General features: G+C 40.5%; 15 protein-coding genes. 1 reads left to right on the top strand and 14 read right to left on the bottom strand.

The genetic code is table 11. The features are described from left to right. Positions 1 to 289: 289 nt before the first annotated feature. The 10 genes from spoIVA to V3595_RS13905 all read right to left on the bottom strand — a co-directional run bounded on the left by spoIVA (position 290) and on the right by V3595_RS13905 (position 12,830). Positions 290 to 1,768, bottom strand: coding sequence for a stage IV sporulation protein A (gene spoIVA / locus V3595_RS13860; RefSeq protein ID WP_101222423.1), 1,479 nt, complete (start codon positions 1,766 to 1,768; stop codon positions 290 to 292). 232 nt (positions 1,769 to 2,000) lie between these two features. Further along, complete coding sequence (locus V3595_RS13865) at positions 2,001 to 2,726, bottom strand: hypothetical protein (protein ID WP_485907779.1); 726 nt, start codon at positions 2,724 to 2,726, stop codon at positions 2,001 to 2,003. Between the two features lie 13 nt (positions 2,727 to 2,739). Continuing rightward, positions 2,740 to 2,937, bottom strand: coding sequence for a DUF2768 domain-containing protein (locus V3595_RS13870; RefSeq protein WP_101222425.1), 198 nt, complete (start codon positions 2,935 to 2,937; stop codon positions 2,740 to 2,742). A gap of 213 nt (positions 2,938 to 3,150) precedes the next feature. Further along, a complete protein-coding gene (locus tag V3595_RS13875) occupies positions 3,151 to 4,524 on the bottom strand; it encodes a putrescine aminotransferase (RefSeq protein WP_485907780.1) in 1,374 nt (457 codons plus the stop codon). A 307-nt stretch (positions 4,525 to 4,831) separates the two neighbouring features. Beyond that, a complete protein-coding gene (locus V3595_RS13880) occupies positions 4,832 to 6,937 on the bottom strand; it encodes a sigma-54 interaction domain-containing protein (RefSeq protein ID WP_485907782.1) in 2,106 nt (701 codons plus the stop codon). A 203-nt stretch (positions 6,938 to 7,140) separates the two neighbouring features. Further along, complete coding sequence (locus V3595_RS13885) at positions 7,141 to 7,353, bottom strand: hypothetical protein (RefSeq protein WP_485907784.1); 213 nt, start codon at positions 7,351 to 7,353, stop codon at positions 7,141 to 7,143. Between the two features lie 294 nt (positions 7,354 to 7,647). Then, positions 7,648 to 8,985: an APC family permease gene (locus V3595_RS13890; RefSeq protein ID WP_485907786.1), complete on the bottom strand. Its 1,338-nt coding sequence runs from the start codon at positions 8,983 to 8,985 to the stop codon at positions 7,648 to 7,650. Between the two features lie 380 nt (positions 8,986 to 9,365). Further along, positions 9,366 to 10,418, bottom strand: coding sequence for an NAD(P)H-dependent glycerol-3-phosphate dehydrogenase (locus tag V3595_RS13895; RefSeq protein WP_485907788.1), 1,053 nt, complete (start codon positions 10,416 to 10,418; stop codon positions 9,366 to 9,368). A 16-nt stretch (positions 10,419 to 10,434) separates the two neighbouring features. Beyond that, a complete protein-coding gene (gene der / locus V3595_RS13900; RefSeq protein ID WP_137016033.1) occupies positions 10,435 to 11,745 on the bottom strand; it encodes a ribosome biogenesis GTPase Der in 1,311 nt (436 codons plus the stop codon). A gap of 464 nt (positions 11,746 to 12,209) precedes the next feature. Continuing rightward, on the bottom strand, positions 12,210 to 12,830 hold the full coding sequence (locus V3595_RS13905) for a YphA family membrane protein (protein ID WP_485907789.1): 621 nt from the start codon (positions 12,828 to 12,830) through the stop codon (positions 12,210 to 12,212). Positions 12,831 to 12,941: 111 nt separating this feature from the next. Between V3595_RS13905 and V3595_RS13910 the strand changes: the two genes are divergently transcribed. Then, positions 12,942 to 13,073: a YpzI family protein gene (locus V3595_RS13910; RefSeq protein WP_101222431.1), complete on the top strand. Its 132-nt coding sequence runs from the start codon at positions 12,942 to 12,944 to the stop codon at positions 13,071 to 13,073. A 66-nt stretch (positions 13,074 to 13,139) separates the two neighbouring features. On the opposite strand, the gene fni is transcribed toward V3595_RS13910, so the two are convergent. The 4 genes from fni to cmk all read right to left on the bottom strand — a co-directional run bounded on the left by fni (position 13,140) and on the right by cmk (position 16,818). Then, complete coding sequence (gene fni, locus V3595_RS13915; protein ID WP_485907791.1) at positions 13,140 to 14,186, bottom strand: type 2 isopentenyl-diphosphate Delta-isomerase; 1,047 nt, start codon at positions 14,184 to 14,186, stop codon at positions 13,140 to 13,142. Positions 14,187 to 14,205: 19 nt separating this feature from the next. Further along, positions 14,206 to 15,345, bottom strand: coding sequence for a 30S ribosomal protein S1 (gene rpsA, locus V3595_RS13920; RefSeq protein ID WP_485907793.1), 1,140 nt, complete (start codon positions 15,343 to 15,345; stop codon positions 14,206 to 14,208). 214 nt (positions 15,346 to 15,559) lie between these two features. After that, positions 15,560 to 16,147, bottom strand: coding sequence for a lysophospholipid acyltransferase family protein (locus V3595_RS13925; protein WP_485907794.1), 588 nt, complete (start codon positions 16,145 to 16,147; stop codon positions 15,560 to 15,562). Beyond that, the gene (gene cmk / locus V3595_RS13930) at positions 16,144 to 16,818 is read right to left on the bottom strand and encodes a (d)CMP kinase (protein WP_402897434.1); all 675 of its coding nucleotides are present in this window, start codon (positions 16,816 to 16,818) and stop codon (positions 16,144 to 16,146) included. Before cmk ends, V3595_RS13925 begins: the two co-directional genes overlap by 4 nt. Positions 16,819 to 17,104: the final 286 nt, after the last annotated feature.

The raw sequence follows: 17,104 nt of genomic DNA on the forward strand, positions 1-17,104 counted from the left end.
CTATTAGCTTAGCAAGGGAATTCAAAAAATAATGGGAATCTTTTCATCAATAATTGTATATATTATAAATTTTGTCTTTCGCTATTCATCATTTCCCTTTTTTATAGAAATTAAACTTCTTGTATTGCTGAAAATCGCTTAACCACAGGGTTTTTTCAAGATTATACTAAAAAACAGCAGATTATTTCAAATTTTAGCGTTCATAAATGATATTTTTCTTGTGATCCTGAGTCTTTCGCATGCAAAAAGACCAATCCATAAATGGAGTTGGTCCAGCTTTTAAACGTTTTTATAAGATGATGGCAATCAATCCCCCACTGCCCTCATTAATAATCCTCTCCAGTGTTTCTTTCAATTTGTAGCGGGCATTGTCAGGCATCATCGCTAATTTCACCTGTATGCCTTCCCTTACATAGGAACTTAGGCTTCTGCCAAAAATATCTGAGTTCCAAATGGATAGTGGATTGTCTTCGAAATCCTGCATCAGATACCGGACTAATTCTTCACTTTGCTTTTCAGTACCGATGATTGGCGAGAATTCGGATTCGACATCGACCTTGATCATATGGATGGAAGGAGCTACGGCTTTTAGCCTGACACCGAACCTGGCTCCCTGACGGATGATTTCCGGTTCATCAAGACTCATATCGTTAAGGGAAGGGGCTGCGACACCATATCCTGTTTGTTTGACCATTCTCAATGCATCGGCCACCTGGTCATACTCTGCTTTGGCATACGCAAAGTCCTGCATTAAAGATAATAGATGATCCTTGCCCCGAATCTCCACACCGACAATTTCCTTCAGAATATCATCATAGAGTTCATCAGGGGCGTATAGGTCGATCTCTGCAACACCCTGCCCCATCTCAATGCCTGCAAGCGCTGCACGGTCAATGAACTCGAATTCATTGAAATGACCGACTACACGATCTACATCCCTCAGGCGTTTAATATCCTTTACGGTCTCTTTAACCGCTTCCTGGTAACTTTCCCTTAACCAATGATCCTCGCGCAGAACCATTACCCAGCTCGGAAGATTAACATTGACCTCGAGAACTGGAAATTCGTACAGGGCCTCGCGGAGTACGCTGTAAACATCCGATTCCCGCATTCCTTCGACACTCATCGCCAATACAGGGATATCATACTTTTCCTGCAGGGATTCCTTCAGGGCTATCGTATTCGGGTGGTGAGGCTGAACAGAATTGACAATCATGATAAATGGCTTGCCAACCTCCTTCAATTCTTCGACAACCCTTTCCTCGGCCTCTAAATAATCACTTCGCGGGATTTCTCCTATCGACCCATCCGTCGTAACGACCACACCTAATGTGGAATGATCTTGAATTACTTTGCGAGTACCGATCTCAGCCGCTTCATTGAACGGAATCGGCTCTTCATACCAAGGCGTGTGAATCATGCGGGGACCATTTTCATCTTCATACCCTTTAGCCCCAGGTATTGTATAACCGACACAATCGACTAAACGAATATTCACGTCGAGACCTTCAGCCACTTGAATCGATGCTGCCTGGTTCGGTACGAATTTAGGTTCCGTAGTCATGATCGTCTTTCCAGCAGCACTTTGAGGCAATTCATCCTGTGCCCTTGCGCGGTCCGCCTCTGACGGAATATTCGGAATGACGACTAGCTCCATGAATTTTTTAATAAATGTGGATTTCCCCGTCCTGACGGCACCGACCACCCCCAAATATATGTCGCCACCGGTCCGTTCAGCTATATCTTTAAAAATATCTACCTTTTCCAAGGTATCCCCTCCCGAATTAGAGTTTTGGGATTTCGTTTATCCATTTGCATTTATTTAGGACATTATATATCTATGATGTTGTCCTAAAAATTTATTCCAATTATTTCCCTGGTTCAATCCCTTCCTCCACCAGAAATTTTATATAAGGGTTGTTATTTTAAAAGTAAGATGAAATAAAGATAAAAGAAATAACCCTTCCCCTACAATATATTTTGCAGAAGAAGGGTTATGCCTATTTTGTAAGGAATATTGGATTTTTTGTTTTTTCATCAATTGTATATGGCAATGAATAGGCAGGGACGAACTCCGAACTTTGCACCAGCAGTTCCCGGATATCTTCACCCGGCTTCATTTCCCCCTCATGCTTCTTTAATGCCTCAATTAAATCCGGGGTATAATCAACAAAAATACTGCCTTGACCATCAACTACGAGATATAAGTCTTTTTGTGAAAATGGACTCGTGACCGTCGGAGCGTCCTTCAGGCCCATTTTTTCATAATCAAGCGTGAAGACATTATCGGATAACCTTTCCTTAAATGGCGGGTATCCGTTGCTTTGCTGATAGGCAGTCAATCTCAAGGAAACATCCTGAATCTTCTGCGCCATCCTGACATCCAACAGCTTTACGGTCGGATCATTTTCAACATTAACGAGGATGTATTGAAAGACACCTCCTGATTCAAATGCATTGTCCGGCGGTTCAGCCATATACCTAGGTGAAATCTTTGAAAATTTTATGACATATTTTTGATAAATCGGTGTACCTGCATCTTTTGTAACGATGGGCAGTATGCCCCCTTCATCTTTCTGAAATTGATCCACTGCACTTTGGACGGATTGTATTTGCTCTTTATAAGGCAATTGGTTTTGCATTTTTTGCTTCTCCGGATATAAGCAGCCAGATAATGATACAGAGATGCAAAATAAACATAATATTTTGAAAAAAATTCTCATCATTTCTCCTCACCTATCAAGTGGTTGGCCCGCTAAGAACAACGATAAGGATGATCAAGCCGGCCAGAATCATAAGTATGTATGCGATAATTGCTGTCAAGACTCTCCAAAAACCTTTTAATTTATAGCGGCTTAAGTAGATTAGAAATATAGAGATAATCATAAAGCCCATTGCTATAAAGGATATCCACATTTTTTGCAGAGCTGGTGTCATATCTTCATCACTCCTTTTTCCAGAAATTATTATAACATACCAAATTACGTTAAAGGAATTAAATCCTTGTCCAATCTGTGTAATTCCCGTTTTCATGACTCATTTTCATGAAAAAAATATAAAACGAGAAATAAGTATAGTAAGTAATTTCCATACCTCCTCCCTCCAAGCAACAAAAAAACAGCCCAAAGGCTGTTTTTCTGCTTTTTTAAATTAAGATTGAAGCGTCGGCAAGACCTCTTTAAACGCTTTAATGACTGTATCGACTTCATCCAACTGAATAGTCAATGACGGCTCAATCCTGATTGTTTTGGAATTGATAAGCGTACCTGCCACCAAGATGCCTTTATCAAAGAGGGCTTTTGAGAATTCATAACCCACTTCATCTTTATGGAACTCAATGCCAATCATCAATCCTTGGCCGCGGATTTCCAAAACCTTATCTTTGTGCTCAGCAGCCACTTCCCTTAACCCATTTAGGAAGTATTCACCAACTTCTGCAGCACGCTGCGGTAAGTTTTCTTCCAAAAGTACGTCAATCGTAGCAATGGCCGCAGCACAAGCAAGTGGATTTCCTCCAAATGTGGTTGTGTGCATGAATGGATTGTCGAACCAGCTTTTAAACACTTTCTCATTGGCTACGACAGCCCCTGCAGGCATTACTCCGCCGCCAAATGCTTTCGCTAAACAAATAATGTCCGGAACAACATCATATAGCTCAGAAGCGAACATTTTACCTGTCCGTCCCATTCCTGTTTGCACTTCATCCAAGATCAATAACGCATCATATTCGTCACACAATGCCCGAACCTGCTTTAAATAATCTTGCGGAGGAAGAATGACCCCTCCTTCACCTTGAATAGGCTCCAACAGCACAGCAGCAACATCTTCACCGACCAATGCACAACTTTCAAACGTTTTTCTCATCATATCCACATCACCGAATGGTACATGACGCACACCTGGTACCAACGGGATGAACGGTTTTCTGAACATGCCCTTTGCCGTTGCAGATAGGGAACCAAGGCTTTTCCCATGAAATGATTTTGTCGTGGAAATGATCGTGTATCGGTCACTGTACATTTTAGCCAGCTTAAGTGCAGCCTCCACGCTCTCGGTACCGCTGTTCGTAAAGAACGAGTATTTTAGATCTCCCGGTGTGATTTCAGCAAGGATCTTGGCAAGCATTGCACGTAATGGATCAAGTAAGTCCTGGCTATGAAGGGCTTGCCTTTGCAATTGATCGGTTACGGCCTTTACTACTTTAGGGTTACGATGGCCAACATTATAAATACCAAAGCCACCTAAACAATCAATATATTTTTTTCCATTTACATCCGTAAAACAGGAATCTTGATCAGACCACTCCACCGAAGCGAATTGCGTGTCTTTAGTGACCGTCTTCCGATATTCCAAAAATCCAGGGTTTACATGGTTACGGAAATTCTCGACCGTTTCTCTTGTTATCCATTGCGCGTCTTCTTTTGAAATTTCTTTTTGTTCGATTAATTGAAGCACTTTTTTAATATAATCTTGGGTTGCTGATTGGTTAGCTTGAGTGTTTTTACTTTCTACGTTAATTGACATTTTATAAGCTCCTTTTTTTTATAACTTTAGTGGATGATTAATTGAAATTGCTTATTTTATAAAACTTTGATGCTTACCTCCCTTTTTTCTTATACTTACTAATCAAGCAAGAACCATGCCAAGTTAATTAACCAATAAAACCGCATTCTTTTTGATAAATCACGCTAAAATTATGCAAATTTGCATATCAATATTTCAATTTGCATAATCATCCTTATAAATCATAAAAAACTTCCCAAATGCTCTTATAAAAATAAAATAAAAGCCGTTGACAAGTGATTTTTTATCACTCGGCAACGGCTTTTATTCAATATGCATTTTTTTCGATTTTCTTACTCTGTTCAGCTAACACTTTTTGATACTTCCTGCTCACTGACGATTGACTTATCCCGAGCGCTTTTGCCGCTTTGGTCGTAGTTTTATACTGTTTCATGGCAAGCATGATCAATTGCTCTTCGACATGATCCTGTGCTTCCTGCAGCGGAAGGATTCTCGTAATGATGGGTTTCGATTGTTTAAAGTCACTGCCCACAGGTATGAACCTTTGAATGAAATCAGCATCGATCATCTCTTCATCTGCAGAAACAACCAATCTTTCAATCATGTTCTGCAATTCACGGATGTTCCCCGGCCATGTATAGACTTCCAGTATATTTAATGCATCGGGGGAAAAGTGGTAATTCCGCTGATACCTTTCATTCAGTTTTTGCAGGAAATGAAAGGCTAGCGGCGGTATATCCTCCGGCCTTTCCCTTAAAGGGGGCACATGTATGGGTATGACGTTTAATCTATAGAATAAATCTTCTCTGAACGTCCCCATCTCGACCATTTTTTCCAGACTCTTATTCGTGGCCGCAACAATTTGAACATCAATTGAAATGGGTGTAGTGCTGCCAATCGGAATCACTTCCTGTTCCTGAAGGACCCGCAGCAGCTTGACTTGCAGGTGTATGGGCATGTCACCCACTTCATCAAGGAATAAAACACCTTTATTAGCCTGCTGAAAGTATCCTACTTTCCCATTTTTATCTGCTCCTGTAAAGGAACCCTTCGTATAACCAAACAATTCACTTTCGAGGAGGTTTTCCGGAATCGCCCCGCAATTTATCTTAAGGAAAGGCTGCTTGGACCGCCTGCCCATTTTATGAATGGCTTCGGCTATCACTTCTTTACCTACTCCCGACTCCCCGTTGATCAAAACAGTTGATGAGAAATGAGCGATTTTCTTGACTTGGCTGATTATCTGCTCCATTTTAGGACTTGCAAAAACCAACTCTTTATAAAATTGATCCTGTTTTTTGAATGAATCCAGTTCTTTCCTCATTTCATTTAATTCCGATTTCAATTGTGTCGTTTCCGTTATATCCCTTGATGCAATGACTATTCGATCTATATCCCCTTTTTCATTGAACACAGGGGTGCCGACGGAAAGGACTTTCTTATTCATTTTCGTATCTTGGACAATCGATACTTTCTTTTTTTGTTCAAGGACTAACCGGGTGACCGAAGGATTAAAAATCCCTTCATCTTCTAATTGCAAAAGATTCTTCCCGATATAATCTTTTAAATTCTTCCCCCAGAATCCTGAGATGATGCTGTCACTATAACGCAGCAGCTCTCCTTTTTGATTGACTACAAGTATTTCATCATAGATATTCGCTAAAATAGCATTCAAGTCTTTATTCGAGCTTTTTATCAATTCAATTTCCATGGCCATTTCCTCAACCATCGGTAAATCCTGAACGATGATGATCAGGCCTTCGACTTCTTTTTCATGGTTCAGAATCGGGCTATAGTCGACAAGCACACTCATGACATCAGTAATCTCCAACTGATTCAGAATACTGCTCCCGCTGGCAAACACGCTATGTATATGCTGCTTATTGAAGATGTCCGCAGCAGGTTCATTTAGGACTTGTTCAGAAGGCTTTTTTATCATTTTCAAGCCTGATTCATTGAAGTTCACAATATTTTTTTCTTTATCAGCTACAAAAATCCCCATAGGAATGGAGGTTAAAATAACATTTAGCAGGTCTAAATTTTGTTTGCTGTCCTGCTTGAATAATTCTGCTAACACATCTTCCCTTCTTACATAACCGGTAAGCAGGCCATCATCCGTTTTTATCAGCACGATAGGTTCTCCGATAATTTGAAACAGAAGCGGCAAGGATATGTTAGGGGTTAATTTACAGACATTATCAATCGAAAAAGCATACTGTAAAAGCTGATCGACTGTCGTTATTTTTTCATTTAACGGGAGGTCATCCATGCGGATATACGCAAACACTTGATTTTCCTTCATAAGAAAGAAGAAAGGTTCCTGTATCTCATGAATTTTTTGGTCTGATAATGTAGGCTGATCAATTGCTATAGTTATGAATGGTCTTATTTTATCATCCGGAATAGATAACACAGTTTCACTCTCCTTTTGTAACCTAACCTATATTTTATCACAATTCTGAATTGCTAGATAAAAAATAACATGTACGATTACTCATATCCAGCATTTACCTTTATCCATTCCACAACAAAAGGGTCCTTTAACGGACCCTTTTGACCTAAAAACCTGCTATGCACCTTAGACTTATTTTATAAAGGACCGTTCACCTTTTTTTATTATTCCTGATCAGGATTGATAAAACGATGAATATGGCTATGAAAAGCAGCCATAGTACAGAACGCAGCCGGTTTCACCCCCATGATATCGATAACCGTCACAATAATCAGTAAATTCAGTACCCATGTAAAAGCCGGTACAAAAGGAAAAGCTGCTGAAAAGAAAAATGCTGAAAACAAGTAATTGACCATTGTAATGAATAAATAATCCATCTAAGTAAACCGGCATATGTATTGATAGAACTTTGCGCGCCTACGCATATACCGAACCTGCCGAAGGAATGACCTTTGCCATCTGTCCATAATACATGCTGTGAGAAGCATCACCATTAAAGCGAGCAGGCAGACCTCCGGAACCATTTCATGTGACATCTCTGCAGCAATCCAATAAGCGCTAAATCACTGTTGCTAATTCCATGTACAAAAAACCGAATAGAAAGAGCGTTAAAGACATTTTCATTTTCTCAACAGTCATATAAACCTCCTTCGTTCATGAAGTGAGTAAATTCACTGTGCCTCTTCAAAATGGAATAGCGGGGGGGATTCCGTAAACCATTTTGTACGATACAGAAGATAACCAATCCCAATTACCGCCCATACAATTCCTAGGATCAATGAACTCGTCTCGAGATTAAGCCAAAGGATGAAGACCGATGCAGCACCTAAAACCGGGGACAGAATAGTTGAAAGAAATCCTTTAATCGTTCTGAAGCTTTTGTTTCTTATTGAATGGACGATTACACAAATATTCACGAAAGTAAAAGCAATTAATGCCCCAAAGTTTATGAGGGAAGTGGCTGTAACCAAATCAAGGAATAGTGCAACCAATGATATGGACCCGACAAATATGACATTAAAAAATGGCGTGTTGTATTTTGGGTGGACAAACCCAAATAGTTTTTTCGGGATCATTTGGTCACGTCCCATGACATATAGCAACCTAGAAACACTAGCATGGGATGCAAGCCCCGAGGCAAGTGTACCGCATAAAGTTCCTGCAAGAAAGAAGGCTTGAAATAACTTCCCGCCCACAAAAAGGGCAATTTCCGGAGAAGCTGCTTCTGGATCGCTAAAACGGGAAACATCCGGGAAAAATAACTGTGTAAAGAATGATGCCGTCACAAATAAAACCCCTCCGATAAGGGCGGTCAAAAAGATGGCCCGGGGAACCGTTTTAGCTGGATTCGGTGTTTCTTCCGATAAAGTAGTGACAGCGTCAAACCCCAAGAAAGAAAAACACAGGATTGTAGCACCAGTTATGAGCGTCGACATTTCCATATGATGCCCGAAGAATGGCTGAACCGATAAGACCTCTCCAGTTCCTTCTCCACCCATGACACCTTTAACGACAAGCGCCACAAATATAACGATCACCAACATTTGAAAAAAAACAAGGAAGCTATTAAAGTTTGCGGCAAAATTAACATTGAATAAGTTAATGCCTGTCATTAAAAGGACAAATGCCACCACCCATATCCACGGGTACACCTCCGGAAAAAGAGCGGTTAAGTATATTTTTGTCAATATGCCATTCACCATCGGTAAAAATAAATAATCAAGTAATGAAGACCACCCGACAAGGAAGCCTAAATGTGGATTGATCGTTTTTTGTGTGTAAGTATAGGATGAACCTGCCTGCGGATAAATTTTTACCATTTTCCCATAACTGGCGGCAGTAAACAACATCGCTAAAAGAGCAATGACATAAGCGGTTGGCACATGCCCCCCCGTTTTTTCGGAAACTATCCCAAATGTATCAAAAACAACCATCGGCGTCATATATCCAACACCAAGCAATACGATATGCCACAAGTTTAAAGACCTTTTCAGATTACCTGTTTGCATGTATCATTCCCCTTCCTTTTTTAGCGAGAAAAGTTAACCAACTTTTCTGGCCTCCCTTATAATTCTTTGGTCATATTACACCTCGCAATTTTCATACCAAAAAAAAATAGTCGATTTATAACAAAAAACAAGGAAATATGTAGAATGCTTTATGCAAATTTGAATAATCTATTCAATTATTCATAAGAGAACAGGTGCTTTTTTGCCCATAAAAAAAAGCAGAAGATATTAGATATCTTCTGCTCATTTGACTAAATCCCCCGTGCCGAGGTCAAATTACTAGTTTACTTTCGTTGCATTGTATGCTGATACACGGCAAGGCGCATCATCAAATGCCTAATTTAATGAAATTCTTTTATGAAAATCAACAGATTCGGATTTCAATCGTGCTGTCTGCTATCCAAAATGTTATAAAGTTCTTCCATCTCATTCGTTTTTGAACGATTCATCAAGAGGTCAACTGCCTTTTTCACTTCTTCATCATTGAATAAAACATCGTACAGAGCTTCAGTGATCGGCATGTTCACTTCGTACTTTTGTGCTAGTTGATAGGCGGCTTTAGTGGTTCTGACACCTTCAACGACCATACCCATGTTTTCCAAAACTTCTTCAAGCTTTTGCCCTTTTCCAAGCATATTCCCAGCTCTCCAATTACGGGAATGTACGCTTGTACAAGTGACGATCAAGTCGCCAATCCCAGCTAAACCTGAAAACGTAAGCGGGTTAGCACCCATGGCCACCCCTAGACGGGATATTTCAGCCAATCCTCGTGTCATTAATGCAGCCTTGGCATTATCCCCATAGCCTAAACCATCCGTAATTCCGGCAGCCAATGCAATGATGTTCTTTAATGCCCCTCCGATTTCAACACCAATCAAGTCCGGATTTGTATACACACGGAAATTGTTATTGATGAAGATGTCCTGAACCCTTTCGGCAGCCTTCATATTCTTTGAAGAAACGGCAACTGTTGTCGGGTGACGTAGACTGACTTCTTCAGCATGACTCGGTCCTGAAAGAACCACTATATCTTTAAGCCAATCCGCCGAAGAGACTTCTTCAATCATTTCCGATATACGAAGCAGGGAATCAGGTTCAATCCCCTTACTTACATGAACGATTGTCAATGGCTTATCATGAGCCTCTTCAATCTGCCCAAGCACTTCCCGGTAGGCTTTGGTCGGCACAGCCAAAATTATTATTTCAATCCCGACCAATGCTTCCTTAATTGAAGAATAACCTTTAATCCCCAAAGGCAATTCAATCCCAGGCAAGTATTTTTCATTCGTATGATTTTGATTTATTTCATTGATTTGATTCTGATTATGTCCCCACAATCTCACTTCATGCTGGTTATCAGCGATCACGAGCGCTAAAGCAGTTCCCCAGCTCCCTGCTCCGATCACTGCGATACTTTCTTTATCTTTCACCATGGTATAACCACCTTTACTATTTTCTCTGGCGTCCAAAAATTCGTATTGGTGTTCCTTCAAAACCAAAGGCATCCCTAATTCGATTTTCTAAAAATCTCTCATATGAGAAATGCAATAACTCCGGATCGTTAACAAATACAACGAAAGTTGGCGGCTTGATCGCTACCTGAGTCGTATAATAAATTTTCAAACGGTTGCCATTATGTGTCGGTGTCGGATTCATCGCCACGGCATCCATGACCACTTCATTCAATACATTTGTCTGAACCCGGATAGCATGATTCTCACTAGCCTGATCAATGACCGGTATTAAGGTATGTGTCCGTTTTTTCGTTAAGGCAGAAAGATAAATGATTGGCGCATAATCCAAGAATAGGAAATGGGCACGAATTTTTTCTTCAAAATCCTTCATCGTTTTTTCATCTTTTTCGATGGCATCCCACTTATTGACGACGATGATGACCGCCCTACCCGCTTCATGGGCATATCCAGCAATTTTTTTATCCTGCTCACGAATACCTTCTTCAGCGTTCAGGACCACAAGAACAACGTCTGAACGTTCAATTGCCCTTAATGCACGAAGTACGCTATATTTTTCCGTGCTTTCATACACTTTACCTTTTTTCCTCATCCCTGCTGTATCAATAATGACATATTCTTTGCCATTGTACTTATACGGAGAGTCAATCGCGTCGCGAGTCGTACCTTCAATATCGCTTACAATGACACGTTCTTCACCTAACAATGCATTGACCAGAGATGACTTACCTACGTTCGGTCTTCCGATCAAACTGAATTTAATGACATCATCATCATAATCCTGGCCAGTGAATTTAGGGAAATGTTTGGCCGCTTCATCCAGAAGGTCACCAAGACCAAGCCCATGAGACCCGGAGATCGGGAATGGATCGCCAAAACCTAACGCATAGAAATCATAAATTTGATCCTTCATTTCTGGGTTATCTACTTTATTTACTGCAAGGACAACTGGCTTTCTCGATTTATAGAGAATCTTAGCGACTTCTTCATCAGCAGCCGTTACCCCTTCACGACCATTCGTCATAAAAATTATCACATCAGCTTCGTCGATGGCAATTTCAGCCTGCTGGCGAATTTGTTCCAGGAACGGCTCGTCACCGATATCAATTCCACCTGTATCAATAATGTTAAAATCATGTGTCAACCATTCACCAGAACTATAAATCCTGTCCCGGGTCACTCCAGGAACGTCTTCGACAATCGAAACCCGTTCTCCAACTATTCTATTAAAGATTGTCGATTTTCCCACGTTCGGACGACCGACTATCGCAATTACCGGTTTTGGCATTGCTATTCACCCTTTCTGCTACTATATCTCTGTCAAAGTCACGAAATTCATGAATGCATTTATACGGTTGCTTTGCATTATTGATTTTCATTATTTCCTTTTAAAGGAAAGAGCTGTATCCATCATCATTTAAAGGAATCTTTCATCAGTAAGAATATTCGCAACTGATGTTCAGTTAAATGTATCAAGTATTCACGGGCAGTTTGTCCACTTGACGCCCCAGTTCCTGAGGTGACGTGAAGCTGACCCCTCTGCATGCTCAAACTTGATTATAAACAGCCCAAAAAAATGAAGAAAGCTTTGGCAAACGGCTTCCTTTTTAATTGTTTAGAGCATTTTACGATTATCTACAGACCTCTAACTATCATATAGTAACAAATTTCTCGCCAATCAACAATGATTGTATGAATAAAAGCCTTCTAATTCCAGTTTGCACCATTTTGATAAATTTTTCACCATACTCTTCATTGATTAAAATTCTCTTTTCCTTGTTTTGATAAAAATCTCGATTGAGATATTGAATAAATGAATTGGCCAGCCAGTTCCAACATTCTCCACAGTATGTTTGCGCCCAAAACCAGCACTGCATTATCATGCCATGTGTAAGCAAGGGCCACATAAGGTAAAGAGTGGTAAGCAAGCAATCCAGAATATATGATATCTCCCATCATCATCCCAATTAAAAGGACGAACAATCGATGTTTCCAATTTTTAAAAAGTAATAGGATAAGATAATTCAGAAAAATACACAAAAGATAAGTCGGTTTCATGATGAGCCATATCGGATCAAGCAAAGAAAAAAGTTGAAAACTGGCATAAGCGAGAGTGATAATAAGACTTCCGCTGATCAGTTCCATCATCTTGATGATTGATTTCTTCCTAATATACACACACAGTATAAAGAAAAGATACGGCCCGCTCAAATGCACGGAAACCAAGGGAGCATCCAGTTTATAGCCAGCTAAAACCATAACGGCTAATAGATGAAATAGAAAATCAAAACGAAAGGGAACCGTTTTCGGAATAAAATACATGACAATGACCCAAACTATCCATGAAATCCAATAAAATATTATTCCATCCATGCAGCGCCCCCCTTTTAGGAACATTATGGCTTGTTTATTCAAAGTATAAACGTATAGCACGGCATTTAATGAGGAAACCTTCCTCCTATCATTAGAAAAGGAGGTGTAACCATGGGAAAAGATCGGCAAGAGAAGAAATTGAAAGAAAGTAAACGGGTGGAGTCCGACAGGGACCAATCACTGGAGCATAAAGGGGCAACTAGAATGGAAAGCCCTGAAGAGGCTCGAAAAAGGAATAGTTAAGTCTATCCCTGAACAAAAAGAAGCATCTCAATCCGTTTCAATTGAGATGCTTCTTTTTCTGGTCATTCATTTAGCATATGCCGAACAATCAATGCCTCTTTGAGATAACCAATGATAGGTATTGCCCTTGATGACTAATTTCGATTTCCTTAGCTCTGAGATATTACCGCACCCGAGTGCAGTCATGATGATTTTTAAATCTTCATGTATGTAATTTATTTCTTTAATCAGTTGTTCCAAGCCCAACTCTTTATAGAGCTTGAGGAAATGTCCGGCCAAGCCGACACCTTTCGCTCCTAATGCCAGGCTTTTTGTAATTTCCAAAGGACTTTGAATGCCGCCTGATCCAATGACTGATAGCTGTGGTGAAACATTAACTGCTTCGACAATCGAAGCGGCGGTCGGTATGCCCCATTCATTGAAATATCCGAGTATTTTTGCGCGTCTCTCATTCTCGATTTTAGCAAAATTCGTTCCGCCAAACCCGCCTACATCAATGATCGAAATACCAATAGAATGTAATTGCTGCACCGTTTCCATACTCATCCCAAATCCAACCTCTTTTACGATGACAGGGATTCCGATCGTTCTATTGATTTTTTCAATTCTCGAAAGGGTACCGGCAAAATCCCTGTCCCCTTCAGGCATCGTCAATTCTTGAATTACATTGATATGAATCTGAAGGGCATTTGCCCCGATCATATCGCTGGCCCGCTTAGCCTGTTCGACTGTTGCTTCGCCACCGAGATTACCAATCAACACACCATTAGGATTTACCTGCCTTACAACTTTAAAAGAAGCCTGCTGGCTAGAATCCTTGATGGCTGCCATTTGAGATCCGACCGCCATGGCGATTCCTGTTTCCCGAGCAGCAATGGCTAGGTCACCATTCAATTTTTCGGTTTCAGGGCCTCCGCCTCCGGTCATGGCATTTATGAAAATTGGCGAACTTAATTCAAGTCCGCCAACTTCTGCTGTGAGGTTCACATTATTCAAGGAAATACCTGGTAAGCTTTGGTGAATAAACGAAATATCTTCTAGTCCGGTTTTATGCTGCTGCCCTGTCTTTAGCGCAAATTCTATATGATCTAATTTTCGTTGTTTTCTCTCCAAGGCCATCACCATTATTATCTTATTTTAGTTTTTTCAATTGATCACCGATCATTTCACCTAGCTGAAAGCCCTTCGATTCTTCAGGGATCTCATAATCCGATGTATTGTAATTGGCTTGAGATTCTTCAAGTTCCTTAATGCTCAATGATAGACGTTGATCCGTTTCATTGACTTCCAGCACTTTCACTTCGACAGACTGACCTTCTTTAAGCACTTCTTGCGGTGTGGCAATATGCTTGTGGGAAATCTGGGAAATATGAACAAGTCCTTCCACCCCTGGGAAAATCTCCACGAATGCACCGAAAGAAACAAGGCGTTTGACGATACCTTCCAGTGTAGAGCCTTTGGCCGCTTTTTCTGCAATGCCTGCCCAAGGTCCCGGAAGGGTATCTTTAATTGAAAGTGAGATCCTTTCGTTATCACGATCGATGGATAGTACTTTAACTTGCACTTTATCCCCTTCGGAAACGACATCGGATGCCTTGTCGACATGCTGATGGGAAAGCTGGGAAATGTGGACAAGACCGTCTACGCCTCCAATATCCACGAATGCACCAAAATCGGTAATCCTTTGGACCACGCCCTCAAGCACTTGCCCGCTTTCAATCTTATCCAAAACGTTTGCTTTTTGCTTTTCCTTTTGTTCTTGGACGACTGCCCGATGCGAGAGGATTAAGCGATTCTTGTCTTTCTCAAGCTCAACGATCTTGAATGTTAAAGTTTTGTTTTTGTAATCAGAAAAATCTTCAACGAAATAGTCTTCTACTAGAGAAGCCGGAACAAAACCACGTACGCCTAGATCTACAACAAGCCCGCCTTTGACGACATCTTTAACTTCAGCCTCAAATACGTCTCCATTTTCAAATTTCAATTCCAGGTCATCCCATGCTTTAAGAGCGTCAATTTTACGTTTTGATAGAATGAGAGCTTCTTCTTCGACCTTAATGACTTCCAGCTCCAATGCATCACCTTCCGAAACGGCATCTGACGCCTTTTCGACATGAAGGCTTGAAAGCTCACTGATTGGTATGATTCCATCAGTCTTGCTGTTTTCCACATCGACAATGACCTGTTTTTCTTCTACCTTTGAAACGGTTGCTTTAACTTGATCCCCAACTTTGTAATTGTTCACTTCTACCTGGTTCATATCTTCTGTCATTACTAACTCCTCCTTAACCCATGACTGATCAGCAAATATCCTCTTCATCGGCCACATATTTTATTTAAAGTGGTTCAATAAAAACACTTTCCTAATAAAGATAAAAACAGTTTTTTTAGAGTAATAAAGTTATATTCCTTTTTATCGGCAATAAGGAACAATACCCTTATTTTATAAATTCTAACAAAATCAGAAAATTGTCAAGTATGAAGGACTATTTATGCGCGGAAATCAATTTCCCAATTTGGTCCATGATGATTTTGGTAGCTTCATCGGCTGATATTTTCTGTTCGCGATATTCAGTAAAATTTATTGGAGGACCGTAAACGACCTTCAACGGACGCAAAAATTTATATGGGCCGATGATTGCACACGGTATGATAACGGCATCAGACCGCAAAGCGAAAAATCCAGCACCCGCCAAACCTTCTCCCAATTCACCAGTCTTGCTTCTGGTTCCCTCGGGAAACAGACCGATCGCCTTGCCCTCCTTCAAAAGCTTTAAACCTTTTCTCAGGGATTCCCGATCGCTATTGCCCCGCTTCACGGGAAATGCATTTACTCTGGGTAATATACCCTTTAAAACAGGTGCTTGAAACAACTCTTCTTTCGCCATGAAATGAATATCCCTTGGAGATGTCATTCCAACTACGGGCGGATCCAAATTATCAATGTGATTGGCACAGATCAATACTCCGCCCTCTTTAGGGATATGTTCCTTTCCGAGCGCTTTAACCCTAAACGAAGGCGTTAAAACGCCTTTTACGATGTTCTTGGCAAATGTGTAAAAATCCAATGTCATCTTTTCCTCTCTTCTATTAAAGACATGATACTTTCTGCAACTTCCTGAATCGATAATGAAGTCGTATCGATTTCGATAGCATCCGCAGCCTTTTTCAGTGGCGATACCTCGCGTTCCGAGTCCAGCTTGTCCCTTGTTGCAATTTCCTCCCTTAACTTTTCGATATCTGAAGGAAAACCTTTCAATATATTTTCCTGATGCCTCCGCTGTGCCCTTTCATCCACAGATGCGATAAGAAATACCTTTACTTCGGCGTTGGGTAAAACATGCGTACCAATATCCCTGCCATCCATGACGACACCGCCATTTTCACCAAAGATTTGCTGCCTGCGAACCAATTCTTCCCGGATGCTTCGGTGCTTTGCCACTTCCGAAACGGAACCAGTCACTTCATTATTCCTGATTTGGGCTGTCACGTCCTCATTATCCAAGAACACCAACTGTCCATTTTCACTTGGTCTTAATTCGATTTCCGTATTGATGAGAACTTCTGATAATGCTGGTTCATCATCCAGGCGAATCTTTTGATTAAGGGCCTTATAGGTAAGGGCCCTATACATTGCACCTGTATCCACATATATGTAATTGAACTTTTCTGCAACAATTTTAGCAACCGTGCTTTTTCCAGCAGCAGCTGGTCCATCGATTGCGACTGATAATTTTTTTTCCATAAATCCTCCCAAGAATCCTACAATCATGCTGATTATTTAGTACCCTTTCATTTTATCACAACTAGCGGGAAAATCATTAATAAAAGGGATGTGTAGGTTCAAAATCACCTTTGTTCTTTTTTTATCACTACAGCCATCAATAGTTATCCTTTTTTGAAAATCTTCATACAAAAAAGCGGATCACCGCTTCAGACTGTAGACAATTCATAGAAAAACGAGTTTGCCTGCAGTATTTTCATTAAATTCTTCAATCTGGGTAGAGTTTTTTCCATATAAAAAGGAAAAT

This window comes from Bacillus sp. CFBP9009, from assembly GCF_036541465.1.
Taxonomy (GTDB): Bacteria; Bacillota; Bacilli; order Bacillales; family DSM-1321; genus Peribacillus.

What these genes read in the sequence shown, in the direction of transcription:
- V3595_RS13865 (WP_485907779.1), bottom strand. Translation starts at nt 2,726, where the DNA reads ATGATGAGAATTTTTTTCAAAATATTATGTTTATTTTGCATCTCTGTA.
- V3595_RS13870 (WP_101222425.1), bottom strand. Translation starts at nt 2,937, where the DNA reads ATGACACCAGCTCTGCAAAAAATGTGGATATCCTTTATAGCAATGGGC.
- V3595_RS13875 (WP_485907780.1), bottom strand. Translation starts at nt 4,524, where the DNA reads ATGTCAATTAACGTAGAAAGTAAAAACACTCAAGCTAACCAATCAGCA.
- V3595_RS13885 (WP_485907784.1), bottom strand. Translation starts at nt 7,353, where the DNA reads ATGGATTATTTATTCATTACAATGGTCAATTACTTGTTTTCAGCATTT.
- V3595_RS13890 (WP_485907786.1), bottom strand. Translation starts at nt 8,985, where the DNA reads ATGCAAACAGGTAATCTGAAAAGGTCTTTAAACTTGTGGCATATCGTA.
- V3595_RS13895 (WP_485907788.1), bottom strand. Translation starts at nt 10,418, where the DNA reads ATGGTGAAAGATAAAGAAAGTATCGCAGTGATCGGAGCAGGGAGCTGG.
- der (WP_137016033.1), bottom strand. Translation starts at nt 11,745, where the DNA reads ATGCCAAAACCGGTAATTGCGATAGTCGGTCGTCCGAACGTGGGAAAA.
- V3595_RS13905 (WP_485907789.1), bottom strand. Translation starts at nt 12,830, where the DNA reads ATGGATGGAATAATATTTTATTGGATTTCATGGATAGTTTGGGTCATT.
- V3595_RS13910 (WP_101222431.1), top strand. Translation starts at nt 12,942, where the DNA reads ATGGGAAAAGATCGGCAAGAGAAGAAATTGAAAGAAAGTAAACGGGTG.
- rpsA (WP_485907793.1), bottom strand. Translation starts at nt 15,345, where the DNA reads ATGACAGAAGATATGAACCAGGTAGAAGTGAACAATTACAAAGTTGGG.
- V3595_RS13925 (WP_485907794.1), bottom strand. Translation starts at nt 16,147, where the DNA reads ATGACATTGGATTTTTACACATTTGCCAAGAACATCGTAAAAGGCGTT.
- cmk (WP_402897434.1), bottom strand. Translation starts at nt 16,818, where the DNA reads ATGGAAAAAAAATTATCAGTCGCAATCGATGGACCAGCTGCTGCTGGA.